The organism is Paludisphaera borealis, assembly GCF_001956985.1.
GTDB lineage: Bacteria > Planctomycetota > Planctomycetia > Isosphaerales > Isosphaeraceae > Paludisphaera > Paludisphaera borealis.
This window is the reverse complement of the sequence record NZ_CP019082.1, coordinates 3057583-3071649: the sequence shown is the minus strand read 5'-3', so window position 1 is coordinate 3071649 and position 14067 is coordinate 3057583. Positions and strand designations below refer to the sequence as shown.

Annotated in this window: 10 protein-coding genes; 3 read left to right on the top strand and 7 right to left on the bottom strand. The window is 66.8% G+C overall.

Going from position 1 to position 14067, the window contains the following annotated elements; genetic code table 11:
* Positions 1-54 precede the first annotated feature (54 nt).
* Positions 55-1485, top strand: a complete 1431-nt coding sequence (locus BSF38_RS11880; RefSeq protein WP_076345841.1) for an MFS transporter — start codon at positions 55-57, stop codon at positions 1483-1485.
* Here the strand turns inward: BSF38_RS11880 and BSF38_RS11875 are convergent.
* From BSF38_RS11875 to BSF38_RS11860, 4 genes are all read right to left on the bottom strand, one after another.
* On the bottom strand, positions 1439-2251 hold the full coding sequence (locus BSF38_RS11875) for a CDP-alcohol phosphatidyltransferase family protein (protein WP_083712888.1): 813 nt from the start codon (positions 2249-2251) through the stop codon (positions 1439-1441). The genes BSF38_RS11880 and BSF38_RS11875 overlap by 47 nt on opposite strands.
* Positions 2252-2272: 21 nt before the next feature.
* On the bottom strand, positions 2273-3877 hold the full coding sequence (locus BSF38_RS11870) for an amino acid permease (protein ID WP_076345839.1): 1605 nt from the start codon (positions 3875-3877) through the stop codon (positions 2273-2275).
* A gap of 113 nt (positions 3878-3990) precedes the next feature.
* The gene (locus tag BSF38_RS11865; RefSeq protein ID WP_076345837.1) at positions 3991-4800 is read right to left on the bottom strand and encodes a methyltransferase domain-containing protein; all 810 of its coding nucleotides are present in this window, start codon (positions 4798-4800) and stop codon (positions 3991-3993) included.
* Positions 4801-4971: 171 nt separating this feature from the next.
* Positions 4972-8625, bottom strand: coding sequence for a beta strand repeat-containing protein (locus BSF38_RS11860; protein WP_145952083.1), 3654 nt, complete (start codon positions 8623-8625; stop codon positions 4972-4974).
* 269 nt (positions 8626-8894) lie between these two features.
* Here BSF38_RS11860 and BSF38_RS11855 point away from each other — a divergent pair, with 269 nt between their 5' ends.
* Positions 8895-9869, top strand: coding sequence for an alpha/beta hydrolase (locus tag BSF38_RS11855; RefSeq protein WP_076345833.1), 975 nt, complete (start codon positions 8895-8897; stop codon positions 9867-9869).
* A 54-nt stretch (positions 9870-9923) separates the two neighbouring features.
* Here the strand turns inward: BSF38_RS11855 and BSF38_RS11850 are convergent, their stop codons facing one another.
* Positions 9924-10313, bottom strand: a complete 390-nt coding sequence (locus tag BSF38_RS11850; RefSeq protein WP_076345831.1) for a PilZ domain-containing protein — start codon at positions 10311-10313, stop codon at positions 9924-9926.
* Positions 10314-10615: 302 nt separating this feature from the next.
* Here BSF38_RS11850 and BSF38_RS11845 point away from each other — a divergent pair, with 302 nt between their 5' ends.
* Entirely contained in the window at positions 10616-11797 is a 1182-nt protein-coding gene (locus BSF38_RS11845) for an ABC transporter permease (protein WP_237170855.1), read from the top strand.
* A 37-nt stretch (positions 11798-11834) separates the two neighbouring features.
* Here the strand turns inward: BSF38_RS11845 and BSF38_RS11840 are convergent, their stop codons facing one another.
* Positions 11835-12593, bottom strand: coding sequence for a C40 family peptidase (locus tag BSF38_RS11840; RefSeq protein ID WP_145952082.1), 759 nt, complete (start codon positions 12591-12593; stop codon positions 11835-11837).
* Positions 12594-12680: 87 nt separating this feature from the next.
* Complete coding sequence (locus BSF38_RS11835; protein WP_076345827.1) at positions 12681-13703, bottom strand: 2-hydroxyacid dehydrogenase; 1023 nt, start codon at positions 13701-13703, stop codon at positions 12681-12683.
* Positions 13704-14067 lie beyond the last annotated feature (364 nt).

The following is a 14067-nucleotide window of genomic DNA, read 5'->3' as shown; positions in this document are numbered from 1 at the left end:
TCGCGGAATGCGGATGCCCCCAGCTTGATTCAGAGACTCGAAGAGGACCCGGCGATGAGCGTTCAGCGGCACGAGACGCGCGCGGAAGACGGTGAAACCGGGCTCTGGTCGCGCCTGTTGGCGAGTCTCGGCTTGAACCGGCCGGAACTGCGGGCCTGGGCGATGTACGACTGGGCCAACTCGGCGATGGTCTGCACGATCATCACGGCCGTCTTCCCGATCTATTATTCGACCGTGGCGTGCAAGGGCCTCGAACCCAGTGTCGCGTCGGGGCGGCTGGCGGTGGCGACGACCATCGGCATGATCCTGATCGCGGTCGTCTCGCCGATCCTCGGCGCTTACGCCGATCACACGGCGCGGAAGAAGAAGCTGCTGGGGATATTCCTGGCGATCGGCCTGACGGCGGTCGCGGCGATGTACTTCATCCACACCGGCGACTGGCTGCTTGCCTCGGTCTTGTTCATCCTCGCCAATATCGGCGCCAACGGCAGCTTCGTGTTCTACGACGCCCTGCTGCCGCACATCGCGCGGCCCGACGAGATCGACCGGGTCTCGACGGCCGGCTATGCGCTGGGGTACGTCGGCGGCGGCTTGCTACTCGCGCTGAACCTGGCCTGGATCCTGAACCCGCAATGGTTCGGGCTCCCGTCCGGCAAGGGGCTGACCGACGCTCAGACCACGCTCCCGACTCGACTGGCCTTCGTGTCGGTCGCCGTCTGGTGGTTCATATTCTCGATCCCGCTGTTCCGTCGGGTCTCCGAGCCGACCCTTGGCGCCGACGCCGACCGCTGGGCCGATCTGCATCCGCAGCGGGCCACGATGCTCCGACTCAAGGAGACGGGTCGCGACCTCCGGCGGTGTCGGCAGGGGTTCTTGATGCTCCTGGCGTTCCTGATCTACAACGACGGCATCGGCACGATCATCCGCATGGCGACGGTCTACGGCGCTGAGCTGAAAATCAAGCCGACGGCCATGATCGCCTCGATTCTGATCGTCCAGTTCGTCGGCATCCCGTTCTCGTTCCTCTTCGGCGCGCTGGCGGGAAAGCTGGGGGTGAAGCGGTCGATCATGCTCGGGCTGGGCGTCTACACGCTGATCTGCATCGTCGGTTATTTCATGAAGACGGAACGCGACTTCTTGATCCTGGCCGTGCTCGTGGGGACGGTGCAGGGGGGGACGCAGGGGCTTTCGCGGTCGCTGTTCGCGAGCTTGATCCCACGCAGCAAGTCGGGCGAGTTCTTCGGCTTCTTCGCGGTCGTGGAGAAGTTCGCGGGGATCTTCGGCCCGGCCATGTTCGCGGTCATCAACATGCTGTCGGGGTCGAGCCGTGGAGCGATCCTCGGCGTCATCGGCTTCTTCGCCGTGGGAGGGCTGTTGCTCGCCCTGGTCGACGTCGAGGAAGGCCAGCGCGAGGCGAGGGCCGAGGATCTCGACGCCCTCACGCTGGGGACCGATGCTCGGGTCGCGACCAGTCTCGGATCGTGATGTACCACGAGGTGCCCATGTAGAAGGCCGGGTAGATCAACGAGACCAGGGCCAGGGTCGTCGTCCCGGCGTCGATCGTACCTTGCGCCGAGGTCGGCAGCCGCCAGGCCAGCCAGGCGACCAGAACGCCCCAGACGCTCCCCGTGATCGTCGCGAACCGGTTCAACCGCCCGGGTTGCGACGGATACAGGTGCTTGACGGGCACGAACGTGAGGAAGGCCAGCAGCAGCACCACGCCGAGCGCGCCCCATTGGGGGATCGTCAGGGCGTAGAGATACAGCGCGACGATGTTCCAGAGCGAGGGGAAGCCCAGGAAGTAGCCGTCGTGCGTCTTCACGTCCACCTGGCAGAAACCGTAGGCGCTCGCCAGCAAGGGGGCGATCAGCCAGGCTTCATAGCCGGCGGGTATTAGCCCGGCCCGCCAGATCAGCATCAAGGGCAAGAACGTGTAGGTGAGGAAGTCGGTGATGTCGTCGAGCCGGCGGCCGTCGAAGCTGGGCACCGCCTCCTTGATCCGCACGGCGCGGGCGAAGGTGCCGTCGGTGGCGTCGACGATCGTGGCCGTGAACATCAGCAGGAACGACCAGCGGAAGGCGTCGAGCCCCCCCTCGACCAGGAGCGCGAGGATCACCGCCGCGATCGCCAGGCCCGACGCCGTGTACGTGTGGACGCACCAGCCGAGGGCGCGGCGCAGGGGGCTCGGCGGCGCGAGCTCGCGCGATTCGGGCGCGGGGCGAGGCTTCCGGCGCTTGAGGACTTCGACCATGGTGTGGGTTCCTTGACTCGTTCAGGAGGACTCGCCGGGCGCGAGCTGGCCTATCATACCCGACGCCGAGCCGGAGAAGTCGAGTTCGGTCTCGACCGGGATCTCGGCGGCGTGTTCGGGCAAGACGCCGGCCCGCAGCCGACCGACCGAGAGAAAATACAAGGCCCCGACGCCGAGCAGAACGGCCGTCGCCAGGACCGCCGCGTACCGGCCTACCGGGTCGTCGCCGTAGACCTGGGGGCGAGGCCAGCTCATATTGACGATCAGCCCGACGCCCCAGAGCACGGCCGCAATGTTCACGGGCAAAGCCAGCCGTCCCAGGCTGAACCGTTTGTCGGGCGTGGGGGCGTCGTCGTCGCTCGCTCCGAACCGGTCGGGCCAGGCTCGCAGCCGCACGATCAAGAGCGGCAGCGTGACCATAAGATAAGCCAGGTTCGCCCAGACGAGGGCGACCGAGCACAGGGTTTCAATGATCCGCGGCGCGTTGACGTTGGCGAGCAGGATCGCGGCGGCGAACAGTCCCGTGACGACGGCCGGCGCGATCGGCGTGCGGGTCTCGCCGGTCACCCGGGCGAGGGCCTCGGCGAACGGCAGGCTGTTGTCGCGCGCCATCGCGAAGATCAACCGCACCGTCCCCGCGTGAACGGCCAGGGCGCAGACGGTGACGGCGAAGACCACTTCGATCAGGAACAACGTCCCGAGCCACGGCCCCAGGACGGTTTTGACGATGTACGGCAGACCGCCGGAAACCTGCCCGAGCGCCGGGTCGGCCGGATTGACGACGGCCGTCAGGCCCGACGCGATCAACAGCCCTCCCGCGAGCCCCGCCGCGGCGAGCGCCGTGAGGATCGCCTTGGGGGCGCGGCGGCGAGGGTCGGCGGTCTCCTCGGCCAGGGTTCCCGCCGTGTCGAAGCCGTAAAGGACGTACGACGCCATCACCGCGGCGGCCAGGAACGGGCCGAAATAGCCCCCTGGCGCGCCTTCGCCGCGCCCCTGGACGTCGAGCAGGATCTCCGGCCCGCGCCGCGCCCGCAGGGCCAGCAGCACGATCAAGAGAACCACGCCGGCCAGCTCGGCGCAGACGCCGACGTTGTTGATCCGGGCCATGAGCCGGACCCCCACGGCGTTGATGACCGTCGTAAAGACGATCAGGGTGCAGCCGAGCAAGACGGCGTTCTTGGCCTGGTCGACGGCGGCGGTCCCGTCGCCGAACCACTGGAACGACGGCGAGATCTGGGGCAACGTGTTCTGGAGGGCCAGGGCCACCGACGCCAGCGACAGGATCGAGCACGCCAGGTAGACCCAGCCGGTCAGCCATCCGACCAGCGGCGAGCCGACTTTCTTCGACCATTGGTAGACGCCGCCCGAGAGCGGGTACGACGCGGCCAGCTCGGCGAAGCAGAGCGCCACGGTGAACTGGCCGACGAAGACCAGGGGCCAGGTCCAGAAGAACGCCGGCCCCCCCGCCGCGTATCCCAGGTAGAACATCTGGAAGACGCCGGTGAGGATCGAGATGTACGAGAATCCGGCCGCGAACGACGAGAAGCTTCCCAGCGATCGGTCGAGCTCTTGCTTGTACCCGAAACTCGCCAGGTCTCGGACGTCGTTGTTCGCGGTGCCCGGCATGCCCTCGCAATCCTCCCAAAGCGGCGAGCCCCCCCGTTGCAAAGGGTCGAGGGGGCGCGCCGCGCAATTCGCACTTGCCGACGTGTGGGTTGGTTGACGACGAAAAGCTCGGCTCAGCCGCGGCGGGTGGCGAGGTAGATGCCCCACTTCTGGTCGCCGGCCGCGCAGAACCGCTCCTTCATGGCCCAGCGGTCGACCAGGTAGTTGAGATCCTTCTCGCTGAAGACCGTGAGGAATTCCTGACGATGCTCGCGGAGCCGCTTGGACTCGCGTTCGAGGATGTCGACGAACGTCGCGGTGGCGTCGTCCACGATCACGTCGACGAACCCGGCCGCTTCGAGCACCTTTCCGTACTGCTGGGGCTCTATGACGCTGTAGCCGGTGTTGCGGATGTACTCTTCGAACTCCGGCGAGGCCGGCGTCTTGCCTCGGGCGTAGTCGGTGATGATCAGCTTGCCGCCGTCGTTGAGCAGGCTGTACAGCTTGGCGAAGAGCGCCGCCTTGTCGGGAATGTGCATGAAGGCGTCGCGGCTCCAGATCAGATCGAACTTCTCGGGGAAGTCGGTCTTGAGCACGTCGCCGAGGATGAAGTCGACCTTGTCGGACATGCCGGCGGTCTTGGCGCGGTCGTGTCCGACGGCCACCATCTCCTCGGCCAGGTCGATGCCGGTCACCTTGGCGTCGAACCGCTTGACCAGGTCGAACGCTGCGCCGCCGATCCCGCTGCCGACGTCGAGCACCCGCATGCCGGGCTTGATCCACCCTTCGAGGCGTGAGAACAGGTTCTCGGTCGTCTCGACGCCGCCGGTGCTGATGTAGTTGTCGCCGAAGATCTTCTCGTATCGCAGGATCGAATCACGGCTGTACTGGCCGTTGTTGTCGAACTTCTGCTGCGCGTCCGCGGCGGCTTGCGTGGCCTTCATGGTGTATCCAAGCTGAGAATGCGAGTGGGAAATCTCGACTTCCGGGGACTCCCGCGCGCGGGCCGACTCCGGAAAGCAAAATTCAAATCAACATTGTGAGGGAACCGCCGGAAGCTTGTAAAGGGAACATCAAGAAGATCCCCCGGCTCTCCGGGAAGGGGTGACGGATGCTCAGCGCCCCCGCGTTTGCGTCCGGGCCACGGGGTGCGGCAAGGTCTTTCGAACGACTGGAGCCCGAACGATCGGAGCTCGGACGACGGGCGTTCGCGTGATCGGCGATCGGCCGACCGTCGTCACGGGCTTCGGGGCCGCCAGGCTGAAGTTGGTTGTATAGGACGAGCCTGGCACGTTGTCGCCCACGCCCGAGAGCAGGTTGCCCGACGTGTCGGCGACGCCTCGGTTCAGCGTATAGCTGGCGAGGCCGTTGACGACGAGCCGGGCCGTTCCCGCCGAGCCGAGTCCCCTGGCGAACGTGAGCGTCACGGCGTACCGCGAGGCGTCGTAGGTCGCCGACGCGATCGCGACGTACGAGTCGTCGCGCGTGCCGAAGCGTCCGTCGCGACCGAGCTTGTACACGTAATAGCCGTAGTTGCCGAGGTCGACGGCCCGCGCCGGGTCGAGCGGCTTGCTGAAGCCGAGCACCATCCCCGCCACGCCCCCAGGGCCGTAAAAAAGCTGCTGGCTGGTCACATGGGGAGGGACCGTGTCGACCGGCCCGGGGGCGGGCGACGCAGCCGTGACGATGTTCAGAATCGCGACGCTCGGGCCGCCGAGCGTCGCCCCGCCGGCCGGGTTGGAGAGGACCAGGCCCACGGTCCGCGTTCCCGCGGCCTGGGCGGCGGCAAGGATCGGCACCGAGAAGGTGGCCTTCGTCTGGCCGGGGAGGAAGCTCGCCGTGCCGGCGGTCGTCGTGTAGTCGACCCCCGCGACGCCCGTGCCGTCGACCGTCGCGAACGAGACGGAGCTGGCGGTGCTCAGGTCGGCCCCGCTCCGATTGATCGTCACGACGATCGAGCCGGAGGTGGAATAGGTCGAGTAGGTCGACGCGCCGAAGGCGAGCGTCGGCGGCAGGTTGTTGTTGATCGTGACCGTGGCCGTCGAGGGCGAGCCGAGCGTCACGCCCACCGAGGGCTGGCTGAGAGTCAGGCTGATGTTCGACGTCGTGGTGGTCCGCGACGGGTTGGGCAGGAGGTCGATCCGGATCGTCTTGTGAAACTCGCCCGGCTGGAACGTCAAGGTGCCCGAGGCGCTCACGTGGTCGACGCCGGCGGTCGCGGACGGGGCCGAGCCGGGGGCGGTGGCGTAGTTCACCGAGACGATCGCGTTGGGATTGTCGACGCGCTGGACGTCGATCAAGACCGCGCCGGCCAGGGCGGTCGTCGTGTAGACGTCGGAGGAAAGTTGGATGCTGACCGGGACGGCCGAGACGGAGTTCGAGAATTCCGACGTGTCGGCGGAGGCGACGTTGGTTGCGGTCGCGGCAATCCAGGCGTTGGGCGATATGGCGGCCGTCGAGGCGGCGTCGATCGCCGCGAAGCCGGTCGCGTCGGTCGTCACGAGGGCGGTCCCCACGAGGGTCTGGCCCTGGCCGAAGCCCGACAGGTCGCGGATCGGACTGCTGAAGAACTGGATCAAGAAGGTCGCGCTCGGGGTGCTGACGAGCGTCCCCTGGATCTTCGCGCCCGAGCCGGTGAGCGCGGCGGTCAGGGTGGGATGGGCTTGAAGGTTGTTCGGGCCGGGCGTTCCGGCGGGCGCGTTGGGCGTGGCGCCCGAGGGGGTGTCGCCGGGGACGTAGAGGTCGATTCCGATCTTGCCGTTCTGGAAGATGCTGTTCGAGAGGACGGCGTCGCCGACGCCCGATACGATCTGCACGCCAGCTATGAAGTTGAAGGCGATGATGTTGCCGGCGGTCGGATCGACGCCGCCGATGATGTTGCCCGACGCGGAGCCGCTGACGATGACGCCGTGGACCTCGTTGCCGATCGGCAGCTTGCCGGTGATGTCGGCGCCGATGATGTTGCCTTCGACCAGGTCGCCGGTCGTCCCGACCCCGTGGAGCCGGACGCCCCAGTGGTTGCCCGAGATCAGGTTCAGGGCCGAGGGCGTGGTTCCGCCGATCGTATTGCCCCCGGCGTCGAGCACGAGCACGCCTTCGTGCGCGTTGGGGATCGCGGCCGTGCCGGTGACGTCGGTGCCGACGAAGTTGCCCTGGACCAGCGTACGGATCGTCGACAGGCTCGAGAGCGAGATCCCGATCAGGTTGCCCGATATCACCTGGCCCCCCTTGGCGTCGCCGAGGATCCGGTCGTCGCTCGAATCCTGGATCAAAACGCCTTCTTGCGCATTGCCGAGGTCGACCTTGCCGGTGATATCCGTGCCGATCAGGTTGTTCTGGATCAAGATGCCGCTGGCGAGCGGTCCATAGACGCCGACGCCGCGGAGGTTGCCCGAGATCACGTTGCCCGCGCCGATCGTGTTCTGGGGCGCGTACACCGCCACGCCCTCGCCGAAATTCCCCTTCACCGCCAGACCATCGGCCGTCAGTCCGATCAGGTTGCCCGTGAGCGTGTTGCCGGTCGCCGTGATCCCCATCAGCCGGACCCCCGCGCCGCCGTTCGAGGAGATCGTGTTGTTTCTGATAGAGTTCGTGGTCGCGTTCTCGATCCGGACGCCGTCGTAACCGTTGCCGGGGTTGCCCGTCCCGAACAAATAGCCGCCCCCGGGTGCCAGGCCGATGATGTTGGACGCGATGATCGTCTCCGTGACGGTCGCCCCCGAGACGTGGACGCCGTTGCCCGCGTTGGCCGAGATGACGTTGGCCGCTTTCGCGCTTGTGCCGCCGATGAGGACGCTCGAAGCGAGGACCAGAACGCCGTCGGACGACAGGCCTCCCGCGTAGCCGTTGCCGTTCAACGAATACCGGCCGTCGGCCAGGCTCATCACGCCGATCTGGTTCCCCGAGACCACGCCCCCCGTCGCGGGGACGTTGAGGACGATCCCCTCCAGGCCGTTCGCCGTGATCACGTTGCTGTCCTGGGGATTCTCGCCGCCGATGGTCGTATTGGCGGCCCAGGCCAAGATCCCGACGCCCGAGTTCGACCCGTTGTAGGTCCAGACGTTATTGGGTGCCGGCAGGGGATTGCCGGTGCTCGCCGCGTCGACCGGATAGACCGGGTAATCACCGATGAAGTTGCCCTGGATCAAGGTTCCCTTCACCGGATTGCCCTGAGGATCGAGCTGGTCGACCTGAACGCCGGTATGGAAGCCCGTGATCGCCATCCCCCGGATCGCCACCTGAGAGGCGTCGACCTCCACCCCGATCTTCGACGGGTTGACGATGAGCGAGCCATCAAGGACGACCCGCACCTTGGCGTCCTGGCCGTCGCGCGCAACCAGCGTGTTGGCCGTCGATTGGATGACGTGGATCGTAGGCGGATTCGATATGAGGTCGACGGGATACCGATAGCCCACCCCGGCGTGAGCCTGCGAGAACCCGTCGATGATCAGCGGCCGGGTGATCGGCGGCAGGGGGGATTGCAGCTGGATCGTCCAGACCTGGGTGGTCGGGTTGAAGCCCGGGGCGGGCGAATTCAGCAGCGGGGCGGTCGAGGCGGGGAGGGCGAAGGCGATGTCGTTCGCCCCGGTGCTCTGGTTGGCCTGGTTGATCGCGTACCGCAACGTCCCCGGCGCATTCGAATCCACCGCGTCGGTGACGTAGAAGGTCGCAAGCAAGCGGCGGGCTTCGAGCCCGTCGAAGGCGAGCCGGCGTTTTCGATTCCTCTGCGACCCGTCCCGGTCCGGCGTTCGAAGGTGTATTGGCGACACGATCTGGCCCGTCCTCTCACCAGCAAGCGCTTCGGTAGCGCGGCCACGGATTCCACCCTGTCCCAAGCCTACAACATCAACGGAGCGAACGAGATCCTGGCGAGGGCCCGCTCACGGCCGCTTGATCGCCCGAATCCGGATTCTCGTTACGGTGCTGAGCCGTTGCGCCGAGATTCTCATGGAATTGGAACGCTCGGTGCGACACCTTTAAGTTGGAGCGATCAACGCCAGCGGGCGGCTGGCGGCGCGGACCACTTCGAGGCACACCCATGAGCTGGCTGTCGCGTTCTCATCCTTTGGCCCTGATGGGCCTGCTCGGTTTGTTCGTACCGGTCTCCCACGAGGCGGTCGTGAGAATCCAGAGGCGGATGGCGACCGTCAGGCCGCGGCCCGACGTCGCGGAGCTTCGTTACGGGCCGTTCGATCGCAACGTCATGGACGTCTGGACGCCCCCCAGAGAGAAGCTCGGCGGCCGGCCCGCTCCGGTGGTGATCTTCTTCCACGGCGGCGGGTTCCTCGGCGGCGACAAGTCGAGCGTCCCGGCGTGGCTGGTCCGGCGGTGTCTGGCGGAGGGGATCGCCGTGGCCTCGGCCAACTACCGGCTCTCGCGGCAGTCGCCCTATCCCGGTCCGATGCTCGACGGCGCCCGCGCCGTGCAGTTCTTGCGGCATAAGGCCGATGCGCTCGGGATCGACCCGGACCGGATCGCCGCGTGCGGCAACTCGGCGGGGGCGGGGATCGCGCTCTGGGTCGGCTTTCAGGGCGACATGGCCGACCCCTCGGACCCCGACCCGGTCGGGAGGGAGTCGACGCGCCTGGTCTGCATCGGCGGCGTCGGCGCCCAGACGTCGTACGACCCCCGATTCATCAAGCGATGGATCGGCGGACGGGCTCATGAGCACGCGGCGATCCGTCCCTTCTTCGGCCTCAAGCCCGACGCCGACCTCGACGGCCCCAGTTGCGGCTCGCTGTTCGAGGACGCCTCGCCGTTGCACCACGTGTCGGTCGACGACCCGCCGGTGTTCCTCTACTACTCCGAACCGAAGGGGCCGCTGCCGAGCGACGCGCGCCCGGGGGAGGGCATCCACCATCCCAACTTCGGGATCGCCCTCAAGGAGCGGCTCGACCCCTTGCAGATTGAATGCATCCTCCGCCACGAGGACGACTATCGGGACACCCCGAACCCCGAGGACGGCATGCCTCGCGACTTCGTCGCCTTTTTTCAACGCCATTTGTTGAAATGACTGTCGGTGGCGCGGGGGGGGGGTAGGCGTCACGGCGAGCAGCGATCGGTTCGATCAGCCCTCGCCATCGGCGCCGTCCACCGCCTGGTCGTAGAGTGCTTTCGGGCAGTCGGCGGTGAACTTGATGTGCAGGATCAACCAGCCGCGCTTGGGGTGAAGCCGCATCGCGACGACGCGACCCTCCACGGTCGCCGTCTCGACCGCCGCGAGTCCGAGCCGGATGACCGCCCCGCGCGGGGGGATCTTGGCGAGGATCACCGCCGCGCCGCGGACGCTGAGATCCACGAGGTGGGCCGCGACGGCGACTTCGGCCCCGTCTTGAGTCCAGGTCAGGGTCGCTTCGGCGTCCCTGGCGGGTTCGCGCGTCCAGAATCGGCGTTCGAGCACGGGGCTGCCGATCTGCGGCGCGTCACCTCGAAAAGAACGTCGCGGGTTGCTCGTCATGGCACTTCTCGATAAGGTCGCCGACTACGGGACTCGAAGACGTCCAAGTCTCTCCATTTCAACTCTAGGTCACGGATAGCGGACCGTCTCAGCCTGCTTCCCCTTGTCTCCTTGCAAGATCCGGACCGAGGCGGCCGCGATCGACGAACCGTCGAGCCGAGGAATCGGATGGTTCGGGCGGCGAGGTGGCGGCCGAGGCGTCGATCGGTTCCAATGGCGACGTCGGGTCGATTCTTCGCGAACGAGAAGGGCGGGGCGCGCGGATGTTGAGGTTTGCGTTTCGGAATTTGTGGACGAGGCCGGTGCGCACGGTGCTCGGCCTGGTCGGGCTCTCGATCCCCATCGTCGGCGTCCTGGGCCTGATCAGTCTGTCGGCCGGCATGCGGAACCTGCTCGGCGAGACCCTGGGGCAGGTCCAGGGGATGCTGGTGCTGCGCGAAGACGCCCCCGCGCCGATCTTCAGCCACCTCCGGGCCGACCTTGAAGAGAAGATCCGCCAGGTGCCGGGGGTCCGGCTCGTCGCGGCCGAGGTCTGGGAGGCCGCCCCGCCGATCGAGGGGACCAGCCTGTTCCGCAACCTCACCAAGCTCGAAAACTGGACGTCGAAGACCAAGCGGATGCAGAGCATCCTCGACGCCGCCGCGGTTCTCGGCCAGGACATCGAGACCCACCTTCGGTCGCGCACCGGCGTCTACTCCAAGTCGATCAAGCAGGGCCGGTTCCTGACCCTTGACGACCGCGACCAGCCGCGCGTGGTGATCAGCCGCAAGACCGCAGGGCGTCACCTTGACGCGGCCGGCAAGCCCAAGCAGGTGGGGGACTCGCTCCGGATCGGCGAGATGGAGTTCCAGATCGTCGGGATTTACGACACCGGCTCGATGCTGTTCGACGACATCCTGGTCATGGACATCGGCATCGCCCGCAAGCTGCTGGGACTGGCTCCGGGGCAGGTTTCGTGTTTCTACGTCGAAGCCGAGCGGCCGGACCAGATGGACCAGGTCGCCCGCGCCATTGAGGCCGCGGTGCCGGGGGTCGACGCCCTCAACATGCGGGAATTCCAGGCGAACTTCGGCTCGATCATGACCGAGATCAACAACGGTCTGATGCTGGTGGTCAGCCTGGCGCTCCTGGTGGGGGTGGTCGGGATCGTGAACACGATGCTGATGAGCACGATGGAGCGGTTCGCCGAGTTCGGCGTTCTGCGGACCAACGGATGGTCGCGCAAGGACGTCCTGAAGCTGATCACGGCCGAAAGTGCCTTCCTGGGGCTAGCGGCCGGCGTGCTCGGCTGTTTGATCACGCTGGCCGCGGCGGCGGTGGCGAACCACTTCCTGACCGGCGGGCTGCACCTCGCGGCTTCGCCCAAGCAGATCGCGATCGGCCTCGGGCTGTCGGTGGTCATGGGGACGATCGGCGGCCTCTACCCCGCCTGGAAAGCCTCGCGACTCGCCCCCATGGAGGCGATCCGGGCGGGCGCGCGATGACGTTGGGATCGCGGACGGATTTCCTCGTTTCTTCGGCTCAGTTGGAGCTGGGAGCGGGGGGGAAGCTCGGCATCACGCTTGCGGGAATCCAGCGGGCGGGCGGGTCCCAGCCAGGTTCGAGGTCGAGGTGCGAGTTCACGTACAGGTTGTACGATTTGCCGAAGAAGAGGTCGCTGGGGTAGGTCGCCGCGGGGCGGGAGGTCTCGGCGTCGAAGACGCCCGCGTGGACGAAGCACTCGGTGACCAGCTCCGAGCACCACCAGCGGGGGCGGTCGCCGTTGGGCTTGCCCACGAAATACGTCCGGAACGGCCCCCGGACCCGCAGCGGCGTCACCTGCACGAGCCATCGGGCCACGGCGAACGGCTTGCGATCCTGCCGCATCGCGAACTCAGTCAGCCGCGCCGACTGCTCCGGCGTCAGCGGAGTCCGCCGTCTGCGAATCCAGACCGAGTCGCCCACTGCCACGTGCTTCGACATGTGCTCATGAGGGACCATGATGTTGACGTCCATCTTCTTGAACGGACCGGCTTCGATCAGGCCGAGGGTGCCGTCGGGCTTGGCGAAGATCAGTCCCGAATGATGGATCCCCTTGGCTCCGGCGATCGTGTGGCCCATCCGGAACCAGAGGCGCTGGTCGGTCGCCAGGAAGATGTCGCCGGGCTGGGGCGAGTACGGGGTGAACGGCCCCCGGGCGTCGCTCTGGAAACTGTATTCCGGCAGGCCGAGGTAGGCGTCGGTCGAGGGGACGCCGGCGGCCGTCCAGGCCCCGACGACCGCCAAAATCGCTAAACTCATCCGTGAGTTTCCTTATGTGTGGGAGTGCGTCCGACACAATGATCGTCCTCCCGGGCTCGCGGCTTGAATCGGAGGCGGCCCGAAGGCTCAGGATTCGCCTCGGACGGGCGCGGCCGGCTCAGGCTCGACCTTGTTGGGGAGTTCCCGGCCTTGCTCGAAGGCCGTGAAGCTGGCGACCATGGTTTCGGCGATGTTCCCGAGCGCCTCGCGGGTGAAAAACGCCTGGTGCCCGGTGATGAGAACGTTGGGGAACGTCAGCAGTCGCGCGAGCACGTCGTCCTGGATCACGCGGTCGGAGAAGTCCTCGAAGAAGAAGTTCTCTTCCTCCTCGTAAACGTCGAGGCCCAGGTAGCCCAGGCGGCCGGACTTGAGGGCGTCGATCACTGCGGCGGTGTCGATCACCTCGCCCCGGCTGGTGTTCACGAGCATCGCCCCCGGCTTCATCGTCGCGAGGGCATCGGCGTTGATCAGCCGGTCGGTCTCGGGGGTCAACGGGCAGTGCAGGGTGACGACGTCCGACGCCGCGAGCAGCTCGTCGAGGCCGACGTACGAGACGCCGAGAGCCGTACACCCCGGGTTGACGTATTTATCGAAGGCCAGGACGCGGCAGCCGAAGCCGTCGAGGATCTTGGCGACGATCGCTCCGATCTTCCCGGTCCCGACCACGCCCGCCGTCTTGCCGTGGAGGTCGAAGCCGAGCAGGCCGTCGAGCGCGAAGTTCCCCTCGCGGACCCGGTTGAAGGCCCGATGAATATGACGGTTGAGGGCGAGGATCAGGCCGACGGCGTACTCGGCCACGGCGTGCGGCGAGTACGCCGGCACCCGCGCGACGGTCAGCCCCAGTCGCTTCGCGGCGCGCAGGTCCACCTGGTTGACCCCCGCGCAACGGCACGCCACGAGCCTCGTCCCTCCCTCGGCGAGCGCCTCCAGCGTCGCCTCGTCGGCCTCGTCGTTGACGAAAATGCAGACGGCCGGAAACCCCCGCGCCAGGCCGCTGGTGTCCCGCGTCTGCCGCGCTTCGAAGAACCGAAGCTCGTGCCCCGACCCCTGGGCCGCGGCCTCAAGGAACGTCCGGTCGTACGACTTGGTGCTGAATACGGCGATCCGCATCGAACGTCCTCCCACCGTGAATGGAACCCCGGTGCATGCGCCTCGGCCACGACGGCCAAGGAAGGATCGGGGGCGGCTTGTATTTCAGAGGTCTTTCGATCGTCGATTTGAGAAATTAAAAAGGATTAATTCACTAAAGATTTGAGTTTGATTGTTGATTTTGCCTTGGTGGCGGATCATCATTATGAATCGAAACAACAAGCTTGTGCGTCTCAATCGATTCATCGCCCAGGCTTTCGACGACCGCCGACTCGCGATTTCTTTCTCCGTCGGTTCCAGCGGGGACGCGGTCGCGGGGGGGATTCATCCTGGCTTCGTCTCCCGTTTTCAGGAGAATCCGGCATGATCCATTCATTCTGGCGGC